The 15,054-nt window shown below is 66.4% G+C and carries 14 protein-coding genes; 6 read left to right on the forward strand and 8 right to left on the reverse strand.

What is annotated here, in order from left to right; genetic code table 11:
- Both OU998_RS14035 and OU998_RS14040 read left to right on the forward strand, forming a co-directional pair.
- Entirely contained in the window at positions 1-1,368 is a 1,368-nt protein-coding gene (locus OU998_RS14035; RefSeq protein ID WP_267514272.1) for an ATP-binding protein, read from the forward strand.
- Positions 1,369-1,424: 56 nt separating this feature from the next.
- Positions 1,425-1,901 (forward strand): hypothetical protein, encoded by a 477-nt coding sequence (locus tag OU998_RS14040; protein ID WP_267514273.1) that lies wholly within the window; start codon positions 1,425-1,427, stop codon positions 1,899-1,901.
- A gap of 33 nt (positions 1,902-1,934) precedes the next feature.
- On the opposite strand, the gene OU998_RS14045 is transcribed toward OU998_RS14040, so the two are convergent.
- The 3 genes from OU998_RS14045 to OU998_RS14055 all read right to left on the reverse strand — a co-directional run bounded on the left by OU998_RS14045 (position 1,935) and on the right by OU998_RS14055 (position 3,617).
- Positions 1,935-2,741 carry a pyrroline-5-carboxylate reductase family protein gene (locus tag OU998_RS14045; protein WP_267514274.1) on the reverse strand — a complete coding sequence of 269 codons (807 nt, stop codon included), beginning with the start codon at positions 2,739-2,741 and terminating at the stop codon, positions 1,935-1,937.
- Positions 2,741-3,244, reverse strand: a complete 504-nt coding sequence (locus OU998_RS14050; RefSeq protein ID WP_267514275.1) for a YbjN domain-containing protein — start codon at positions 3,242-3,244, stop codon at positions 2,741-2,743. The genes OU998_RS14045 and OU998_RS14050 overlap by 1 nt, the downstream gene beginning before the upstream one ends.
- A gap of 73 nt (positions 3,245-3,317) precedes the next feature.
- On the reverse strand, positions 3,318-3,617 hold the full coding sequence (locus tag OU998_RS14055; RefSeq protein ID WP_267514276.1) for an accessory factor UbiK family protein: 300 nt from the start codon (positions 3,615-3,617) through the stop codon (positions 3,318-3,320).
- A gap of 174 nt (positions 3,618-3,791) precedes the next feature.
- Here OU998_RS14055 and lgt point away from each other — a divergent pair, with 174 nt between their 5' ends.
- From lgt to pgeF, 3 genes are read left to right on the forward strand one after another with little or no spacing between them, the layout of a single operon-like run.
- Complete coding sequence (gene lgt / locus OU998_RS14060) at positions 3,792-4,676, forward strand: prolipoprotein diacylglyceryl transferase (RefSeq protein ID WP_267514277.1); 885 nt, start codon at positions 3,792-3,794, stop codon at positions 4,674-4,676.
- Positions 4,673-5,758 (forward strand): class I SAM-dependent methyltransferase, encoded by a 1,086-nt coding sequence (locus OU998_RS14065; protein WP_267514278.1) that lies wholly within the window; start codon positions 4,673-4,675, stop codon positions 5,756-5,758. Before lgt ends, OU998_RS14065 begins: the two co-directional genes overlap by 4 nt.
- Positions 5,746-6,525, forward strand: coding sequence for a peptidoglycan editing factor PgeF (pgeF, locus tag OU998_RS14070; RefSeq protein ID WP_420709752.1), 780 nt, complete (start codon positions 5,746-5,748; stop codon positions 6,523-6,525). The genes OU998_RS14065 and pgeF overlap by 13 nt, the downstream gene beginning before the upstream one ends.
- A gap of 187 nt (positions 6,526-6,712) precedes the next feature.
- On the opposite strand, the gene lpxC is transcribed toward pgeF, so the two are convergent.
- Together lpxC and ftsZ are read right to left on the reverse strand one after the other, a co-directional pair.
- Complete coding sequence (gene lpxC / locus OU998_RS14075; RefSeq protein WP_267514280.1) at positions 6,713-7,612, reverse strand: UDP-3-O-acyl-N-acetylglucosamine deacetylase; 900 nt, start codon at positions 7,610-7,612, stop codon at positions 6,713-6,715.
- A 201-nt stretch (positions 7,613-7,813) separates the two neighbouring features.
- Complete coding sequence (ftsZ, locus tag OU998_RS14080) at positions 7,814-9,421, reverse strand: cell division protein FtsZ (protein ID WP_267514281.1); 1,608 nt, start codon at positions 9,419-9,421, stop codon at positions 7,814-7,816.
- 309 nt (positions 9,422-9,730) lie between these two features.
- On the opposite strand from ftsZ, the gene OU998_RS14085 reads away from it, so the two are divergent.
- A complete protein-coding gene (locus tag OU998_RS14085) occupies positions 9,731-11,758 on the forward strand; it encodes an alpha/beta hydrolase family protein (protein ID WP_267514282.1) in 2,028 nt (675 codons plus the stop codon).
- Between the two features lie 67 nt (positions 11,759-11,825).
- Here the strand turns inward: OU998_RS14085 and ftsA are convergent, their stop codons facing one another.
- Genes ftsA through OU998_RS14100 form a run of 3 tightly spaced genes read right to left on the reverse strand, consistent with a single transcriptional unit; the run spans position 11,826 to position 14,988 of the window.
- Positions 11,826-13,118, reverse strand: a complete 1,293-nt coding sequence (ftsA, locus tag OU998_RS14090) for a cell division protein FtsA (protein WP_008263640.1) — start codon at positions 13,116-13,118, stop codon at positions 11,826-11,828.
- A gap of 59 nt (positions 13,119-13,177) precedes the next feature.
- Positions 13,178-14,062, reverse strand: a complete 885-nt coding sequence (locus tag OU998_RS14095; RefSeq protein ID WP_324287966.1) for a cell division protein FtsQ/DivIB — start codon at positions 14,060-14,062, stop codon at positions 13,178-13,180.
- On the reverse strand, positions 14,050-14,988 hold the full coding sequence (locus OU998_RS14100; RefSeq protein WP_267514284.1) for a D-alanine--D-alanine ligase: 939 nt from the start codon (positions 14,986-14,988) through the stop codon (positions 14,050-14,052). Before OU998_RS14100 ends, OU998_RS14095 begins: the two co-directional genes overlap by 13 nt.
- Between the last annotated feature and the right edge of the window lie 66 nt (positions 14,989-15,054).

Here is a 15,054-nt window from a genome sequence, read left to right on the forward strand (position 1 = left end):
ATGCGGCTGCTGCCCGCCCAACTGTGGCCGCGCTTCCTGAAGCGGCGCCTGCCGACCTCGCTGTGGGGCCGGTCCCTGCTGATCATCGTCCTGCCCGTGCTGGTCATGCAGGTGGTGGTCACCTGGATCTTCTTCGACGCCCACTGGCAGACGGTGACGGCGCGACTGTCCGAGGGGCTGGCCGGCGATATCGCCTGGGCCGTCGAGAGCTACGAGGACGATCCCAGCCCGCGAAACCTGGACCGACTGGCCGACCGCGCCGAACGCTCCATGTCCCTGTCGATCGTGCTGCAGGAAGGCCGCAGCCTGCCCACCGAACAGAGGCGCGGAGCCATTGGCGTCGTCGACCGGGTTCTGGACAAGGCGCTGGCGGCGCGGCTGGACCGCCCCTACTGGTTCGACACCACCCGTTACCCCGCCTATGTCGACATCCAGGTGCAGGAGCCTCAGGGGGTGCTGCGGATCATCGCCCCGCGCGAACGGGCCGTGGCGACCCAGGCCCATATCTTCGTGCTGTGGCTGACCATCGCCACGGTCCTGCTGATGGGGGTGGCGATCCTGTTCATCCGCAATCAGGTCCGCGCCATCGAACGTCTGGCCGACGCCGCAGAGGCCTTCGGTCGGGGCGAAACCGTGCCCCGGTTCAAACCCCACGGTGCGCGCGAGGTGCGCGCCGCCGCCGTGGCCTTCCTGGCCATGCGCGACCGCATCCAGCGCCACATCGACCAGCGCACCGCCCTGCTCGCCTCGGTCAGCCATGACCTGCGCACCCCCCTGACCCGGCTCCGGCTGGAACTGGCGCTCGCGCCGCCGTTCAAACGTCAGGCCGACATGCGCGGCGACCTGGACGAGATGGAGCATATGATCGACGAATATCTGGACTTCGCCCGCGGCGAGGCCGGAGAGCCGCCCCAACCGGTGTCGATCCCCGACCTGCTGGCTGCGGCCGGCGACGACGCCCGACGTGCGGGGGCCGAGGTCGAGCTTGCGGTCGCTGAAGGGCTGACGGCCTCGCTTCGTCCCCTCGCCTTCAAGCGCGCCCTGGTGAACCTGGCCGGCAACGCAGCAGCCCACGGCGAGCAAGTGCGGCTGTCAGCACGGTCCTTGGCCTCGGGCGGGCTTGAAATCACGGTGGAAGACGACGGGCCCGGCATTCCCGAAGCCATGTACGACGAGGCCTTCCGACCGTTTTCGCGGCTGGACGAGTCCCGCAACCAGAACCGCAAGGGCGTGGGCCTGGGCCTGGCTATCGCCCGCGACGTGGCGCGCGGCCATGGTGGCGACGTCACCCTGGATCGCAGCGACATGGGCGGGCTGAAGGCGATCATCCGCGTGCCCGGCCAGGTCTCGATCGTCGCCCCCCTCTAGCGTAACGGCGTCATAAGGCGCATCTTCATTTCCGACAGGGCATGGAGACAAATACGATGCGCAAACTCGCCTTCTTCGCCCCTTTGGCCGCGATCCTCGCCGTCGCCGCCATGGCCCAGGCGCAGAGCCCCGCCGTCAACGTCACGGTCGGCCCCGAACTTCAGCGTGAGATGGAAAAGCTGGGCGACCGAGAGGTCAACGAACAGATCGCCGCCTTGCAGGCCGAGGTCGCGGACGCCCTGGCCAAACGCTACCCCGGCGCCACGGCCAATCTGGTGCTTCTGGATCTGAAACCGAACCGGCCGACCTTCGAACAGATCCGCCAGACGCCGGGCCTGGACCCGATCCGCAGCGTCTCCATCGGCGGCGCCGCGATCAAGGGCGAGATCGTAACCGCCGACGGCCAATCACGGCCGGTCGAGTTCTCGTACTTCTCGCCGAACATCCAGGACGTCTGGGGCTATAGCGTGTGGCGTGACGCCGACCGGGCCTTCGAACGCTTCGGCGACCGGATTGAACAAGGGCGCTATTAGGCTCCCTCTCCCGGCGGGAGAAGGAAACAGTCGTCACCCCATCTCGCGGTTACGGCGCACCGCCGCCGCGACCGTTTCGTCCAGCATGAGGCCAAGACGGCCGTCCTTCGCCAATGCGTCCAGCCCGGCTCGGGTCGAGCCGCCGGGCGAGGCGATCCGGCCGATCAGGGCCTCCAGCGCGTCTTCGCCCATCGAATCCGCCGCCGACCGCAGGGTGGCGCGAGCCAGGACATCGGCGGTCGGCGCATCCAGCCCAGCCGCCTCGCCCGCCCGGGCCAGGGCCTCTGTGAAGGCGTAGAAATAGGCCGCGCCCGACCCGGCCACAGCCGTCGCCGCATCCATCAGGGCCTCATCCGCCAGAACGACGGTCTCGGCCATCGGCGCGAACAAGGCCTGTCCCAGCGCCCTCGCCCGGTCGTCCGCCGACCAGACAGAGGCCACGCCGCGTCCCCGCGACACCCCGGTCGTCGGCATGACCCGCACGATAGGCCAGCCGCCAATTCTCTCCGCCAGGGTCGGAGCGGTGACCCCGGCCATGACCGACAGGATCACGGCCCGATCGCCGAGGAAGGGCAGCAGCGGCGTCACCACCGCGCGCCACATCGCCGGCTTGACCGCCAGCACGATCACGCTCGCTTCGGCCAGGGCCTCCAGCGGCGGATTGATCCGCGCGCCCTGGCTCCGCGCCGCCTCGGCGATGGGCTTTTCAGAGGGGCTGAGAATAATCAGGTCGGCGGCCGCGACGGTTCCGGTCAGCAACCAGCCTTCCAGAATCGCCGAACCCAGCCGGCCGCAGCCGACCAGGACGACGGGGCCGCCCCCTGGACCTAGGGCCGACATCAGGCGTTGCCGACCGTCTCGAACAGGCAGGCGTCGATCGCCTCCTGCGGCTTCTTGTTCCCGCGCACCATGAAGTCGAAGGCCGGATAATAGCGGTCCGCCGCCTCAATGGCCGCATCAATCATCGAGGCCGCCTGGGCCAAGGTCGGACGCTCGCCCATGGGCAGGGCCAGCGAATGCCGGAAGACGATCTCGCCGTCCTCGGCCCAGACCTCGAAATGCCCCATCCAGGTGCGCTGATTGATCAAGCCAACCAGTTCATAGGCGGCGGTCTTGCGGCTCTTGGCCACCTTGAGGTCCAGGGCGCAGCACAGTTGCAGACAGTCCCCTTCAGGACGCCAGGCGAACCAGAGTTCGTAATCCCTCCAGTCCCCCGCCAGGGCAAAGGCCAGGTCGCCATCGTCGGTGCGGTCGAACGGCAGGTTCTCGGCCGTGAGAACATGCTCGACGACCTCCAGCGGGTCGAAGGGCACGTCCGTTTCCTCGGGCCGGGCGATGTCCATCAAGTCTCTCGATTCACGTTGCCGCGCGAATCACGGCCGTTAACAGAGTGGTAAGCCTGTTCGCGGATTCGGCTCAACCGGCTGCGTCCCCGGGTTGAGTTCCATCTGTGGACGTTCCCGCCCCTGGCTTGCTCGAAGCCTTGCCGGCCGGCTTCTTCGTCGCCTTCAGTTCCGCGATCTCGGCCCGCAGGGCGGCGATCTCGTCCTTCAGAACATCGAATTCGTCGCGGCGCACCAGATCCATCTCGGCGGCGATCCGGTCGGTTTGGGCGCGCCAAGCCGTCTTGGCTTCTTCACCGGCGGCCTGCGCCAGGCCCATGGCGCCCGTCGTCAGCTTGGCGAACTCGTCCAGGATGGGGTTGCGGGTCTGCATCGATTGCTCCGACTCAAACGTCGTTAAGAGAGGATCACCAATCATGGTGAACGAAACCTTTCTTTCTGCTGCTTCGGGGGCGCCATCAAGGCGTCGTGATGCGTCTTCACAGGCGACGGCGGCGGCGGCGCTTGCTAAACCGCCCTCAGAGACAGGCCAGCACAGGAACGCCCCTTGCCCTTTCCCGAATTCGATCCGGTCCTGATCCATCTGGGACCGCTTCCGATCCGCTGGTACGCCCTGGCCTATGTCGCCGGCATCGTCCTGGGCTGGTGGTACGCCGCCCGCCTGATCAAGACCGAACGCCTGTGGCCCCCGGGCAAGCCCCCGATCAACACGACACAGCTGGACGATCTGGTGCTGTGGATCGTGCTGGGCATCATCCTGGGCGGCCGCCTCGGCTACGCCCTCTTCTACAAGCCGATCATGTACGCCCAGCTGTTCACCGGCCAAACCCTGGGCGAACGGTTCGAGCTGTTCCAGCTGTGGACCGGCGGCATGAGCTTCCACGGCGGTTTCCTGGGCGTCTGCCTGGCCATCGTCCTTTATGCCCGCAGCCAGAAGATCGACATGCTGCGCCTGGGCGACGTCATCGCGCCGGTCGTGCCCATCGGCCTGATGTTCGGCCGCCTGGCCAATTTCATCAACGGCGAGCTGTGGGGTCGCGAGACGACCGTCCCCTGGGCCGTGCGCTTCTGCAATGATCGCATCCAGCAGATGTACGGCTTCTGCCCCGCCGGCGACGCGCCGCGCCACCCCAGCCAGTTGTACGAGGCCGGACTGGAGGGGATCGTGCTCCTGTCCATCCTGTCGCTGGGCGTCTGGAGGTTCGATCTGCTGAAGAAGCCGGGCTATATCACCGGCCTGTTCCTGGTCGGCTACGGCGTCTGCCGCGCCGCGCTGGAGAATGTGCGAGAGCCCGACTACGGCATGCCCGACTTCCCGCTGGGCCTGACCATGGGGATGATGCTGTCCATCCCGATGATCCTGGTCGGCGCCTGGCTGATCTGGCGCGCCTGGAACCGGCCGCCCGTCGAAGCCCCCGCCTCAAAAGAATGAGCGCGGTCGAAAGCCTGAAGACCCGTCTGGCCCGCGAGATCGCCCTGACGGGGCCGATGACGGTCGCCGACTATGTCACCCGCTGCCTGCATGATCCCAAGGGCGGCTACTACGCGTCCCGGCCGGCTTTAGGCGAAAGCGGCGACTTCATCACCGCCCCCCTGATCAGCCAGATGTTCGGCGAACTGATCGGCCTGTGGGCGGTCGAGACCTGGACCCGGCTCGGCGCACCCGAGCGGTTCCGGCTGGTCGAGGTCGGGCCCGGCGACGGAACCCTGATGAGCGACGCGCTGAGGGCGGCCCGCCTGGCGCCCGGCTTCCTCGAGGCCTGCGACCTGATCCTGATCGAGCCCAGCGCCCCTTTGCGCGATCTCCAGGCCAAGGCCCTGGCCGGCGCCGACCTGTCGCCCCGCTGGGTGCGCGACCTGACGCGGATCGAGACCGACGCCCCCGTCATTCTGATCGCCAACGAGGTGCTGGACTGCCTGCCCGCGCGCCAGTTCGTGCGCACCGACGGCGGCTGGGCCGAACGCCGCATCGGCGTGACCGACGACAACGACCTGATCTTCGGCCTGACCGCCATCTCGGGCGGTTTCGAGAAGCCCGTCTTCGACGTCGAGCCCGGCGGGATTTTCGAGATTTCCGAACAGCAGGCCATCTTCGGCCGCGACCTGGCCCTGCTGATGAAGGCCGCCTCGGGCGCCGCCCTGCTGATCGACTACGGCCGCGCCCGGCCCGAGGCGGGCGACACTCTCCAGGCCCTGCGCCGTCACCAGAAGGTCGATCCGCTGGAAAGCCCCGGCGAGGCCGACCTGACCCAATGGGCCGACTTCCCGCGCGTGCTCGGGGCCGCTGTTCGCGCCGGCGCAGACGTCACCAGCTGCCTGGGCCAGGGCGAGTTCCTGCGACGTCTGGGGATCGAAGCCCGCGCCGAACGATTGAAGTCGGCGCGACCCGACGCCGCCCCCGTCATCGACCGCCAACTGAACCGCCTGACGGCAGAGGACCAGATGGGAAGCCTGTTCAAGGCCGCCGCGATCTTCTCGCCCCGCTCGCTGATCGTGCCGGGATGGGAACTGTGAGCGCCCTCGCCCCCATCACGCATCCGCTGCTCAGCGCCGCCGGGATCGACCACGGCTTCTTCACCCGCGCGGGCGGCGTCTCGACCGGCATCTACGAAGGTTTGAACGCCGGGGTCGGCTCCAAGGACGATCCTGCCGCCGTGGCCGAGAACCGCCGTCGCGTCGCCGCCCATTTCGGCGCCGACGCCGATCATCTGAACGGCTGCTATCAGATCCATTCCGCCGTCGCCCGCGTCGCCGAAGCCCCCTGGCATGGCGACCGGCCCGAAGGCGACGCCGTCGTCTCGGCCGAACCCGGCCTGCTCTGTTCGGTCCTGACCGCCGACTGTGCGCCGGTGCTGATGGCCGATCCCGAGACCCGTATCGTCGCCGCCGTCCACGCCGGCTGGAAGGGCGCCCTGGGCGGCGTGGTCCATTCCGCCGTCGCCGCCATGCAGGCCCTGGGCGCAGATCCGCGCCGCATCTTGGCCGTCGTCGGCCCCTGTATCGCCCAGGCCAGTTACGAAGTCGGCATGGATTTTCAGTCGCGGTTCGCCCACCACGACCCCGGCAGCGAGCGCTTCTTCCGCCCCGGCGACATCGACGACAAACGCCAGTTCGACCTGCCCGGCTTCGTCCTGTGGCGGTTACAGCAGGCCGGCGTCGGCCAAGCCGTCTGGACCGGCCACGACACCTGCGCCGATGCGGATCGCTTCTATTCGAACCGCCGGGCGTTTCAGCAGGGCGAACCGGATTTCGGGCGGTTGATCAGCGTGATCGGGGTCTGAGAAGAACCCTCGCCCACACTCACCCCGTCATCCTAGGCCTTGTGCCTAGGATCCATAGACTCGTTAGAAGACGGTGCGCACTCCCGTGATACCGGGAGTATGGATCCTCGCCACAAGGGCGAGGATGACGACGTTAAGATACTCGAGACAGCGCGTTCGCCTGCGTTAGCGGCTCACGGGATGAGCCTCACCCCGCCTGCGCCAGCTCCGGCACGCGCGTCACTTCCCGCCACGCATGGGGCGCAGCCAGCAGGGCGCGAACCAGCTTGTTATTGACCGCATGCCCGGCCTTGTAGCCTTCGTAACGGCCAAGCAGCGGCGCGCCCAGGACGTACAGGTCGCCGATGGCGTCCAGCGCCTTGTGACGCACGAACTCGCGTTCCATGCGCAGACCGCCGGGGTTCAGGATCTCGTCGCCGTCGATAACCACGGCGTTTTCCAGCGAGCCGCCGCGGGCCAGACCCGCCTGGCGCAGGGCCTCGACCTCATGGGCGAAGCCGAAGGTGCGGCAGGCCATGATCTCCTGGCGGAAGGTCGGTTCGTCCACAACGAAGTCGATCACCTGGTTGCCGATCACGGCCGAGGGGAAGTCGATCTCGAACCGCATCTCGTAACGGTCGCACGGCAGCAGGGCCGCGTGCTTGTCGCCGTCGGTGACGTGAACCGTCTCCAGGATCTCGATATAGCGCTGCGGCGTCGCCTGGGGACGGAAGCCGGCGCGGTCCAGCAGTTTGACAAACTCCAGCGCCGAGCCGTCCAGGATCGGCAGTTCGGGCCCGTCCACCTCGACCACGGCGTTAGATACGCCCAGGGCGCAGAAGGCCGCCATCAGATGTTCGATCGTCGACAGACGCACGCCGGCGGCGTTCTCGATCATGGTGTTCAGGCGGGCGTCCACGACGGCCTCGCCCGAAACCGGGATGCGATTATCGCGATCCGTGATGTCCGTGCGCACGAAGACGATCCCCGCGCCCGAAGGCGCAGGACGAACCGCCAGCCGCACCCGGCGGCCGGTATGCACCCCGACGCCGGCGATGATCGCCGGCGCGATGATGGTGCGCTCGTGATGGTCGTTCCTGACCGACAAACTCAAACTCGCTTCAACCTGTGCGGACCGCCTTGATGTGCGGATTACGCCCCACGACCGATCTAGCGCGGGGGGCTCAAGCTCGAAATGAAAGTCGAGTTTCGGATTGTTTCGTTCCGGGACTCTCGCGCCGACGCCGCCCGCCAAAGAAAACGCCCCGGAGCCTGGGCTCCGGGGCGTAAACTTCAGAATTTCAGTCGGTCAGTTTGCGAGCCGGCGGAGAAAAGAAGGAATCTCCAGATCATCGTCAGACTCGCCGGCGGTCGATTGCGGCTGGGTCTGCGGCTGTTCAGCCGTCCGCATCTGCGAGGTCGGCCGGGTGCTGTAGGTCGGCTCGGGCTGCGGCTGGGCGCGTTTTCCCCGGCCGAACAGGCTCCAGCCGCTACGACGGTGATCGCGATCGTCATAGTCTTCAACAGCCGGTTCCGGCGCGCGAGCGGCGTACAGATCGGGTTGCGGTTCCGGCGCGCGGGGCGACTGCGCCGACGGGGCGCGGGTCGTCTCATATTCTTCGACCCAGGGATCGACGATCGGATCCAGGGCGCGCGGGGTCGGCTCCGCGACGCGGATCACCGGCTCGGGCCGAGGTTCCGGCGCGGGAGGGGCCTGAAAGGTGGGGACGACGGGCGCCGGCTCGATGCGGGGCTCCGGCCGGGCGTCGAAACGGGGCTCAGGCGCGCGTTCGGCGCGGGCCGGCTCGCGATAGGGTTCGCGGGCGGGCTCGGGCGCGGTGCGCGAGGCCTGGGTTCCGTACAGGCCGCCGGCCGAACGGCGCGCGCCGTGATCGGCCAGGGGGGCGGCCAGGGGCGATGCAGGCGCCGAAGGCTCGGCGCGCTGCACGCCGCCTTCGTCCATGCCGGTGGCGACCACCGAGACGCGGATCTTGCCGTCCAGCGCCGGATCGAAGGCCGCGCCGAAGATGATGTTGGCGTCGCCGTCCACCTCAGCCGAGATGGCGTTGGCGGCCTCGTCGACTTCCAGCAGGGTCATGTCCAGACCGCCGGTGATGTTCACCAGCACGGCCTTGGCGCCCTTGAGCGAGGTCTCGTCCAGCAGCGGGTTGGCGATGGCGTTCTGGGCGGCCAGCAGGGCCCGGTCATCGCCCGAGGCCTCGCCCGTGCCCATCATCGCCTTGCCCATTTCGGACATGACGGCGCGCACGTCGGCGAAGTCCAGGTTGATCAGGCCCGGCAGGATCATCAGGTCGGTGATCGAACGCACGCCCGAGTGCAGCACCTGGTCGGCCATGCCGAAGGCGTCGGCGAAGGTGGTGCGTTCGTTGGCGACGCGGAACAGATTCTGGTTCGGAATGACGATCAGGGTGTCGACATAGCGTTGCAGCTCGGCGACGCCGGCGTCGGCTAGGCGCATCCGGTGACGGCCTTCGAAGGTGAAGGGCTTGGTCACGACGCCGACGGTCAGGATGCCGCGATCCCGCGCGCATTTGGCGATGACCGGCGCTGCGCCGGTGCCGGTGCCGCCGCCCATGCCACAGGTGATGAAGACCATGTGCGCACCCTCGAGGTGCTGATGGATCTCGTCGGCGGACTCCTCGGCGGCGTTCATGCCGACCTCAGGATGGGCGCCGGCGCCCAGACCCTGGGTGATGGTCTCGCCCAGTTGGATGCGGCGATCCGTCTTGGCGAAGCTGAGGTGCTGCGCGTCGGTGTTGGCCACGACGAACTCGACCCCTTCAAGGCCGGCGTCGATCATATTGTTCACAGCGTTGCCGCCTGCGCCGCCGACGCCGAACACGACGATACGGGGTTTCAGTTCAGTGTGTTGCGGCTTGACCAACGAGAGCGACATAGTTTTCCGACCTTCCGAGCCCTGGACCCCTTGGCACCAAAGCGAATACCCCGCCGAATCGCTTTGGTTATGAGCGCGTTAATGATTGCGCCCACGAGGGTTAAGAGAAGGTTACGGCGATAATGTGAGTCGGCTGGAAGGGGAGGCCCCTAATCGAAGCCTTGCCGCATAATTTAGTGGAAATCACGCTCGCCAAGCAATTTCTCGCTTTCAGTCACCGCACCGCTGACGGCGCTTGCGGTGGCCCGAGCAATTTGGTTCATTGTGGCCAGAATTGGGCCGCGACTGGCTCGGCGTGGGGAGTTTGTGATGTTGAGACTATCAGCCGTGGCGTTTGGAGCGGCTCTTCTGCTGAACTCGACCAGCAGCTTAGCGATGGAGACTGCGCCGGACGCCGCTCTGACGATACCCACAATCCAGCAGCTAGCAGCATTTGACGAACTCTCAGGCTTTGCCGTCTCTCCAGACGGGAAACATATGGCCGCACTGAGGGGCCAAGGCGAAGAGCGTGTCGCCCTGATCTTCGATGCGACTGACTTGAGCAAGGCCCCGCGGGTCCTCGGCTCAAGCCTCATGAAGATTCAAGGCGTCAGCTTCGTTAAAGACGATGTTGTCGCCATATCGGCTTGGCAGCCGTTCGACTTCGGCGAGGTGAAGACATTCACTGGAAAACTGTTTCTGATCAGTGTTGACGGGGGCGCCTGGCGCGACCCGCTCACGGTCATACCTACCCGCTCAGACAGCGAACGTGAACAACTTGATCGGTCTTCAGCCAACATTCTGGACCGACTCCCCAATGACCCTGACAGTGTTCTACTGAGTGTCAGGGGGGATATTTATAAATACAATGTCCACACCCACAGGACGGAGCGCGTCCTGCGCTCAGGCGAACGTGTCGTGGGGTATGAAACCGATCTCAACGGCGACATTCGGGCTAGAGTGTTGAGCGACCGCGACGGTGAAGGCCTTTATATCTCCACCGAGTTTCGAAATTCCGCGGGCGGATGGGACGAACACATCAGGACCCACATAAAAGACCGGGAAGTGTTTGCGGTCGCCGGCTTCACTGCGGACCCCAACATCGCCTATGTGATATCCAATCGCAATCGCGATAAAGCCGCTATATTTGAATACAATATCAACACCAGAACTATTGGAGACGTCGTTTTCGAACATCCACTATTCGAAGCGACTGGCGTATCCGTGTGGGATGTCCCGGGCACAAGCTCTTATGGCGAGATTGCATCATTTTCTTACGACGCGCTACGAAGTGAAAGCTATGCATTATTGCCGGACCTTGCACAGCTTCGAGAAAACATAAGAAGCGCACTGAATGTAAAGTCATCATCTGTTTCGGTAATCGACCCTGCAACGGGAACAAGCCGAACGATTGAATATGATACAGACCGATACTTCCGGATCGTGTCATCATCGCGGGATTATAACACTGCAGTCGTTTGGGCGGGCAGCGCCAATGACCCCGGCGCCTATTATTTGCTCAAGGACAGAACCAATCTTCAAAAGCTCGCAGTCCCCAAGCCGGACCTCAATCCATCAGTGCTTGGGAAGACCTCATTGGTCTATTACAAGGCGCGTGACGGACTCGACATTCCGGCATTTGTAACCAAGCCGTCGGAAGCGCTTTACGGACCAGGCCCCTATCCAACCGTCATCCACCCCCACGGCGGCCCCTGGTCAAGAGACCAGATGGAATGGGACAGCTCCATGTGGATTCCGCTGATGGTGTCGCGTGGTTACGCCGTCATACAACCACAGTTCCGAGGGTCCGATGGCTGGGGCACTCACCTCTGGCGGGCCGGAGATAATGAGTGGGGCCAGAAGATGCAGGACGACCTTGACGACGCCACGCGCTGGGCTGCGGAACAGAATATCGCCATTCCCAACAGGGTCGCCATGTTCGGTTTCTCATATGGCGGCTATGCGTCAATGGTTGCAGCTGTCCGGCCGAACGGACTCTATAAGTGCGCCATAGCGGGCGCCGGCGTATCTGATCTCGGACGCATTCGGAACCAACTCTTCGACAATCCCTATACGCGGGAAGCTCAGCGCGACACCGTAAGCGGGCTAAGTCCGTCCACTGTTGCGGCGCAAACCAGCATTCCGATCCTACTCTACCACGGCGAGCGGGATCAAACCGCGCCGCTCGAACACTCGCAGTGGTTCTACGATGCTGCGCGGACAAGTGGTCAGGACGTAAAGTTCGTCAAACTGCCCGACTACGGTCACGGTCCAGCATGGACGCGTGCGATCATGGCGCGACAGTTGGGACTCATAGACGACTATCTGCGCACCGGCTGCGGCGGCTCGGGTCTGTGACCCGGGCTTTCGCCTAATGCAAAAGGCCCGCCGCTTGGCGGGCCTTTTTCTTATGCATTGGGTGGCTCTACAAATTATCCCGCAGCCACCCGGCCACACGCCCCACCACATTGCCACGATGGATCCGCGGGGCATCCGCCGCCGTGATCTGCCGCGCCATCAGCTTGCGCGCCGACACCGCCTCGCGGGGCCCATAAGCCGCCCGCAACAACACGCCGGCGGTGGCGCAGAACGCCGGACCCGACGCGGCGTCGGCCAAATGCGGCGCGCGTTGGGGTTTTCCCAGGCGGACCGGGCGGTCGAACACCCGCACCGCCAGTTCACGCACGCCGTTCAGCTGGCTGGCGCCGCCGGTGAGCACCAGGCCCGCGCCGGGCTCCAGGCCCACGCCGGCGTTCTTCAGCCGGTCGCGCAGAAGCTCCAGCGTCTCTTCCACGCGCGGGGCGATGACGGTCTTCAACATGGCGCGCGGGACGATGACCGGACCGGCGGAGGCGTCCTCGCCGCGCGGCGGGGCCTCCAGCATTTCGCGGTCTTCGTTGGCGCTGGCCATGGCCGAGCCGTGCAGGGTCTTCAGCCGTTCGGCGCCGGCCTTGGACGTCGACAGGCCGCGCGCGATGTCCGAGGTGACATGGTCGCCGCCGACGTTCAGGCTCTCGATATGCAACAGCGAACGGCCGCCCCAGACGGCGGCGCTGGTCGAGCCGCCGCCCATGTCGATGCAGACGGCGCCCAGGTCCATCTCGTCCTCTTCCAGCGCGGCCAGGGACGAGACGACAGGCGCGGCGGCCACGCCTTGCAGGTCCAGATGCGCCAGCTCGAGGCAGTGACTCAGGGTCGTGAAAACGTTCTCGGCCATGGAGACGACCAACAGGTCGAGCCCCAGAGAACCGCCGCGCATCGAACGCGGATCATGCACGCCGCGCGCGCCGTCGACCGACCAGGCGATGGGCAGGACGTGGATCGGGCGGCGATTGGGCAGACGGATCTGGGCCAGGGCCATGCCGATGGCGCGCGCCAGATCGGCGTCCCCGACCGGATTGGCGCCGAGCGAGACCCGGGCCTGGACCCGGTGGCTGGCCATCTGGCCGATGGCGGTCGTGACGACGACGCCGGAGACGGGGCTCTGGGCCGCGCGCTCGGCACGTTCGACGGCGTGGCCGATGGCCTGGGCGGCCTCGTCCATATTGATGATGGCGCCGCCCTTGACGCCCTTGGACTGGACATGGCTGGCGCCGGCGACGCGGATGGTGCGGTCGGCGTGACGCACGCCGTCAGGCTTCATGATGAAGCACGAGACTTTGGACTGGCCGATATCCAGCGCAGCGATCACGGGGGCGCGGCCGGCGCGGGGGTCCATGCCCCGGCCCTGGTCGTTCGCCGATCCGCGCTGCTTTCCCGCCATCTCGTACTGGTCCTTTAAGCGTCGGCGGCGGGTCGCACGGCGACCTCATCGGGCGTTCTGAGATCGACACGGGCGAAGCCGAGGTCGAGCAGGCGTTCGCGCTGGTCCAGCGCGTCGAGACGGATCAGGGCCGCCTCCTGTTCAACGGCAGGCAGCTGGATCAGGCTACCGTCCTTCAGACGCAGATCCCAGCGGCGTTCGTCCACCCGCACCAGGGCGTCGATCCGGCTCATCAGGCGCGGACGCTGGGCCAGCAGGGGCAGGACCTCGCCGGCGGCCAGATCCGCCCCCTTGCCCACGACCAGAGGCAGGGTGGGATAGCGGCGGGCGTCGGCGCCCTTGATCACCTGGCCGCGCGCGTCGATGACCTTGATCTGGCCGGCGTCCTGCCAGACAGCGAGGCGGTCGTGCTCCTTGATCTCGACGATCAGGGTGTCGGGCAACAGGCGCACGACCCGCGCCTCCTTGACCCAGCCGACGGCCTGCACCCGGTTGCGGATGGCGTCCAGGTCCAGGCTGGTGATCGGCTGGCCGGAATAGAGCCCCAGAGCCTGCTGGATGGCCGGCTCGGCCTCGGCCGAGGCGCCGGTGATGTGCACACGTTTGAGCGACAGGCCCATGCCGGCCGTCATTCCGTCGACCCCGCGCGAGACCGACCGGCCGATCCGTTCGGCCCGCGCCCCGGTCGCCAGAACCCCGACGACCAGCAATGCGCTGGCGCCCAGGGCGATCATGACGGTGCGGGGGGAAACATCGATACGGCCGATGGCGGCCATCTTGCCGGGGATGGCGGACACGGGCTTGGGCGCGCCGCCGCGCGGCCGCCCGCCCTTCTTGGACGCCGCACCGCGCTGGGAACCCGTACTCTGTCGCCGACCGCCGCGAACTACCGCGGGCATGAGGCGTCCTCCACCATCCACCGAACCAGTTCTTCGTAGCTCATTCCGGTATGGGCGGCCTGCTCGGGAGCGAGCGAGGTCGGCGTCATGCCCGGCTGAGTGTTGACCTCCAAGAGAACCAGATCGTCCTTAACATCATCATAACGGAAGTCGCTTCTGGACACGCCTTGGCAACCCATGGCGACGTGCGCCGCCTCGGCCTGACGCAGGGCGGCCTCAAAAACGGCGGGCGGCAGGACGGCGGGCAGGACGTGGACCGACCCGCCCGGCGCATATTTGGCCTCGTAATCATAGAAGCCCTTGGTCGGGGTGATGTCGGTCACGGTCAGGGCGCGCGGGCCAGACTTTTCCCCGATCACGGCGACGGCCAGCTCCTTGCCGGCGATATAGGGCTCGACCATGACCTGCTCGCCATAGGTCCAGCCAGGCTCTCCCACCTCGGCGACCGGGGCGTCGCCCTCGCGCACCAGATAGACGCCGACGGACGAGCCTTCGGCGTTCGGCTTGACCACATAGGGGGGCGCGATCACGTGGCGCGACGCCACCTCGTGCCGGTCGTACAGACCGCCGCCGGGCACCTTGACGCCCGCCGCCTTCAGCACAGCTTTTGACTTATCCTTGTCCATGGCCAGGGCCGAGGCCAGGACGCCGGAATGGGTATAGGGAATCCGCAGGGTCTCCAGCACCCCCTGGACGCAGCCGTCCTCGCCCCAGGCGCCGTGCAGGCAGTTCAACACCACGTCGGGCTTGATCAGACCCGACAGCACATTGGCCAGGTCGCGCCCGGCGTCCACGCGGCTGACGCGCACGCCCTGCCGTTCCAGCGCCTGGGCGCACTGCTCGCCGGAGGTCAGAGACACCTCCCGCTCGGCGGAAAGACCGCCCATCAGGACGGCGACATGAAGGTCTTTGAAAGCGCGGGTCATGGCCTCTCCGATTGCGGCCGAGATGTTTAACAGGCCGTCAACCTTATCGCCCGCGCGTCGTGAAAT

It is taken from the genome of Brevundimonas sp. SL130, from assembly GCF_026625805.1.
GTDB lineage: Bacteria > Pseudomonadota > Alphaproteobacteria > Caulobacterales > Caulobacteraceae > Brevundimonas.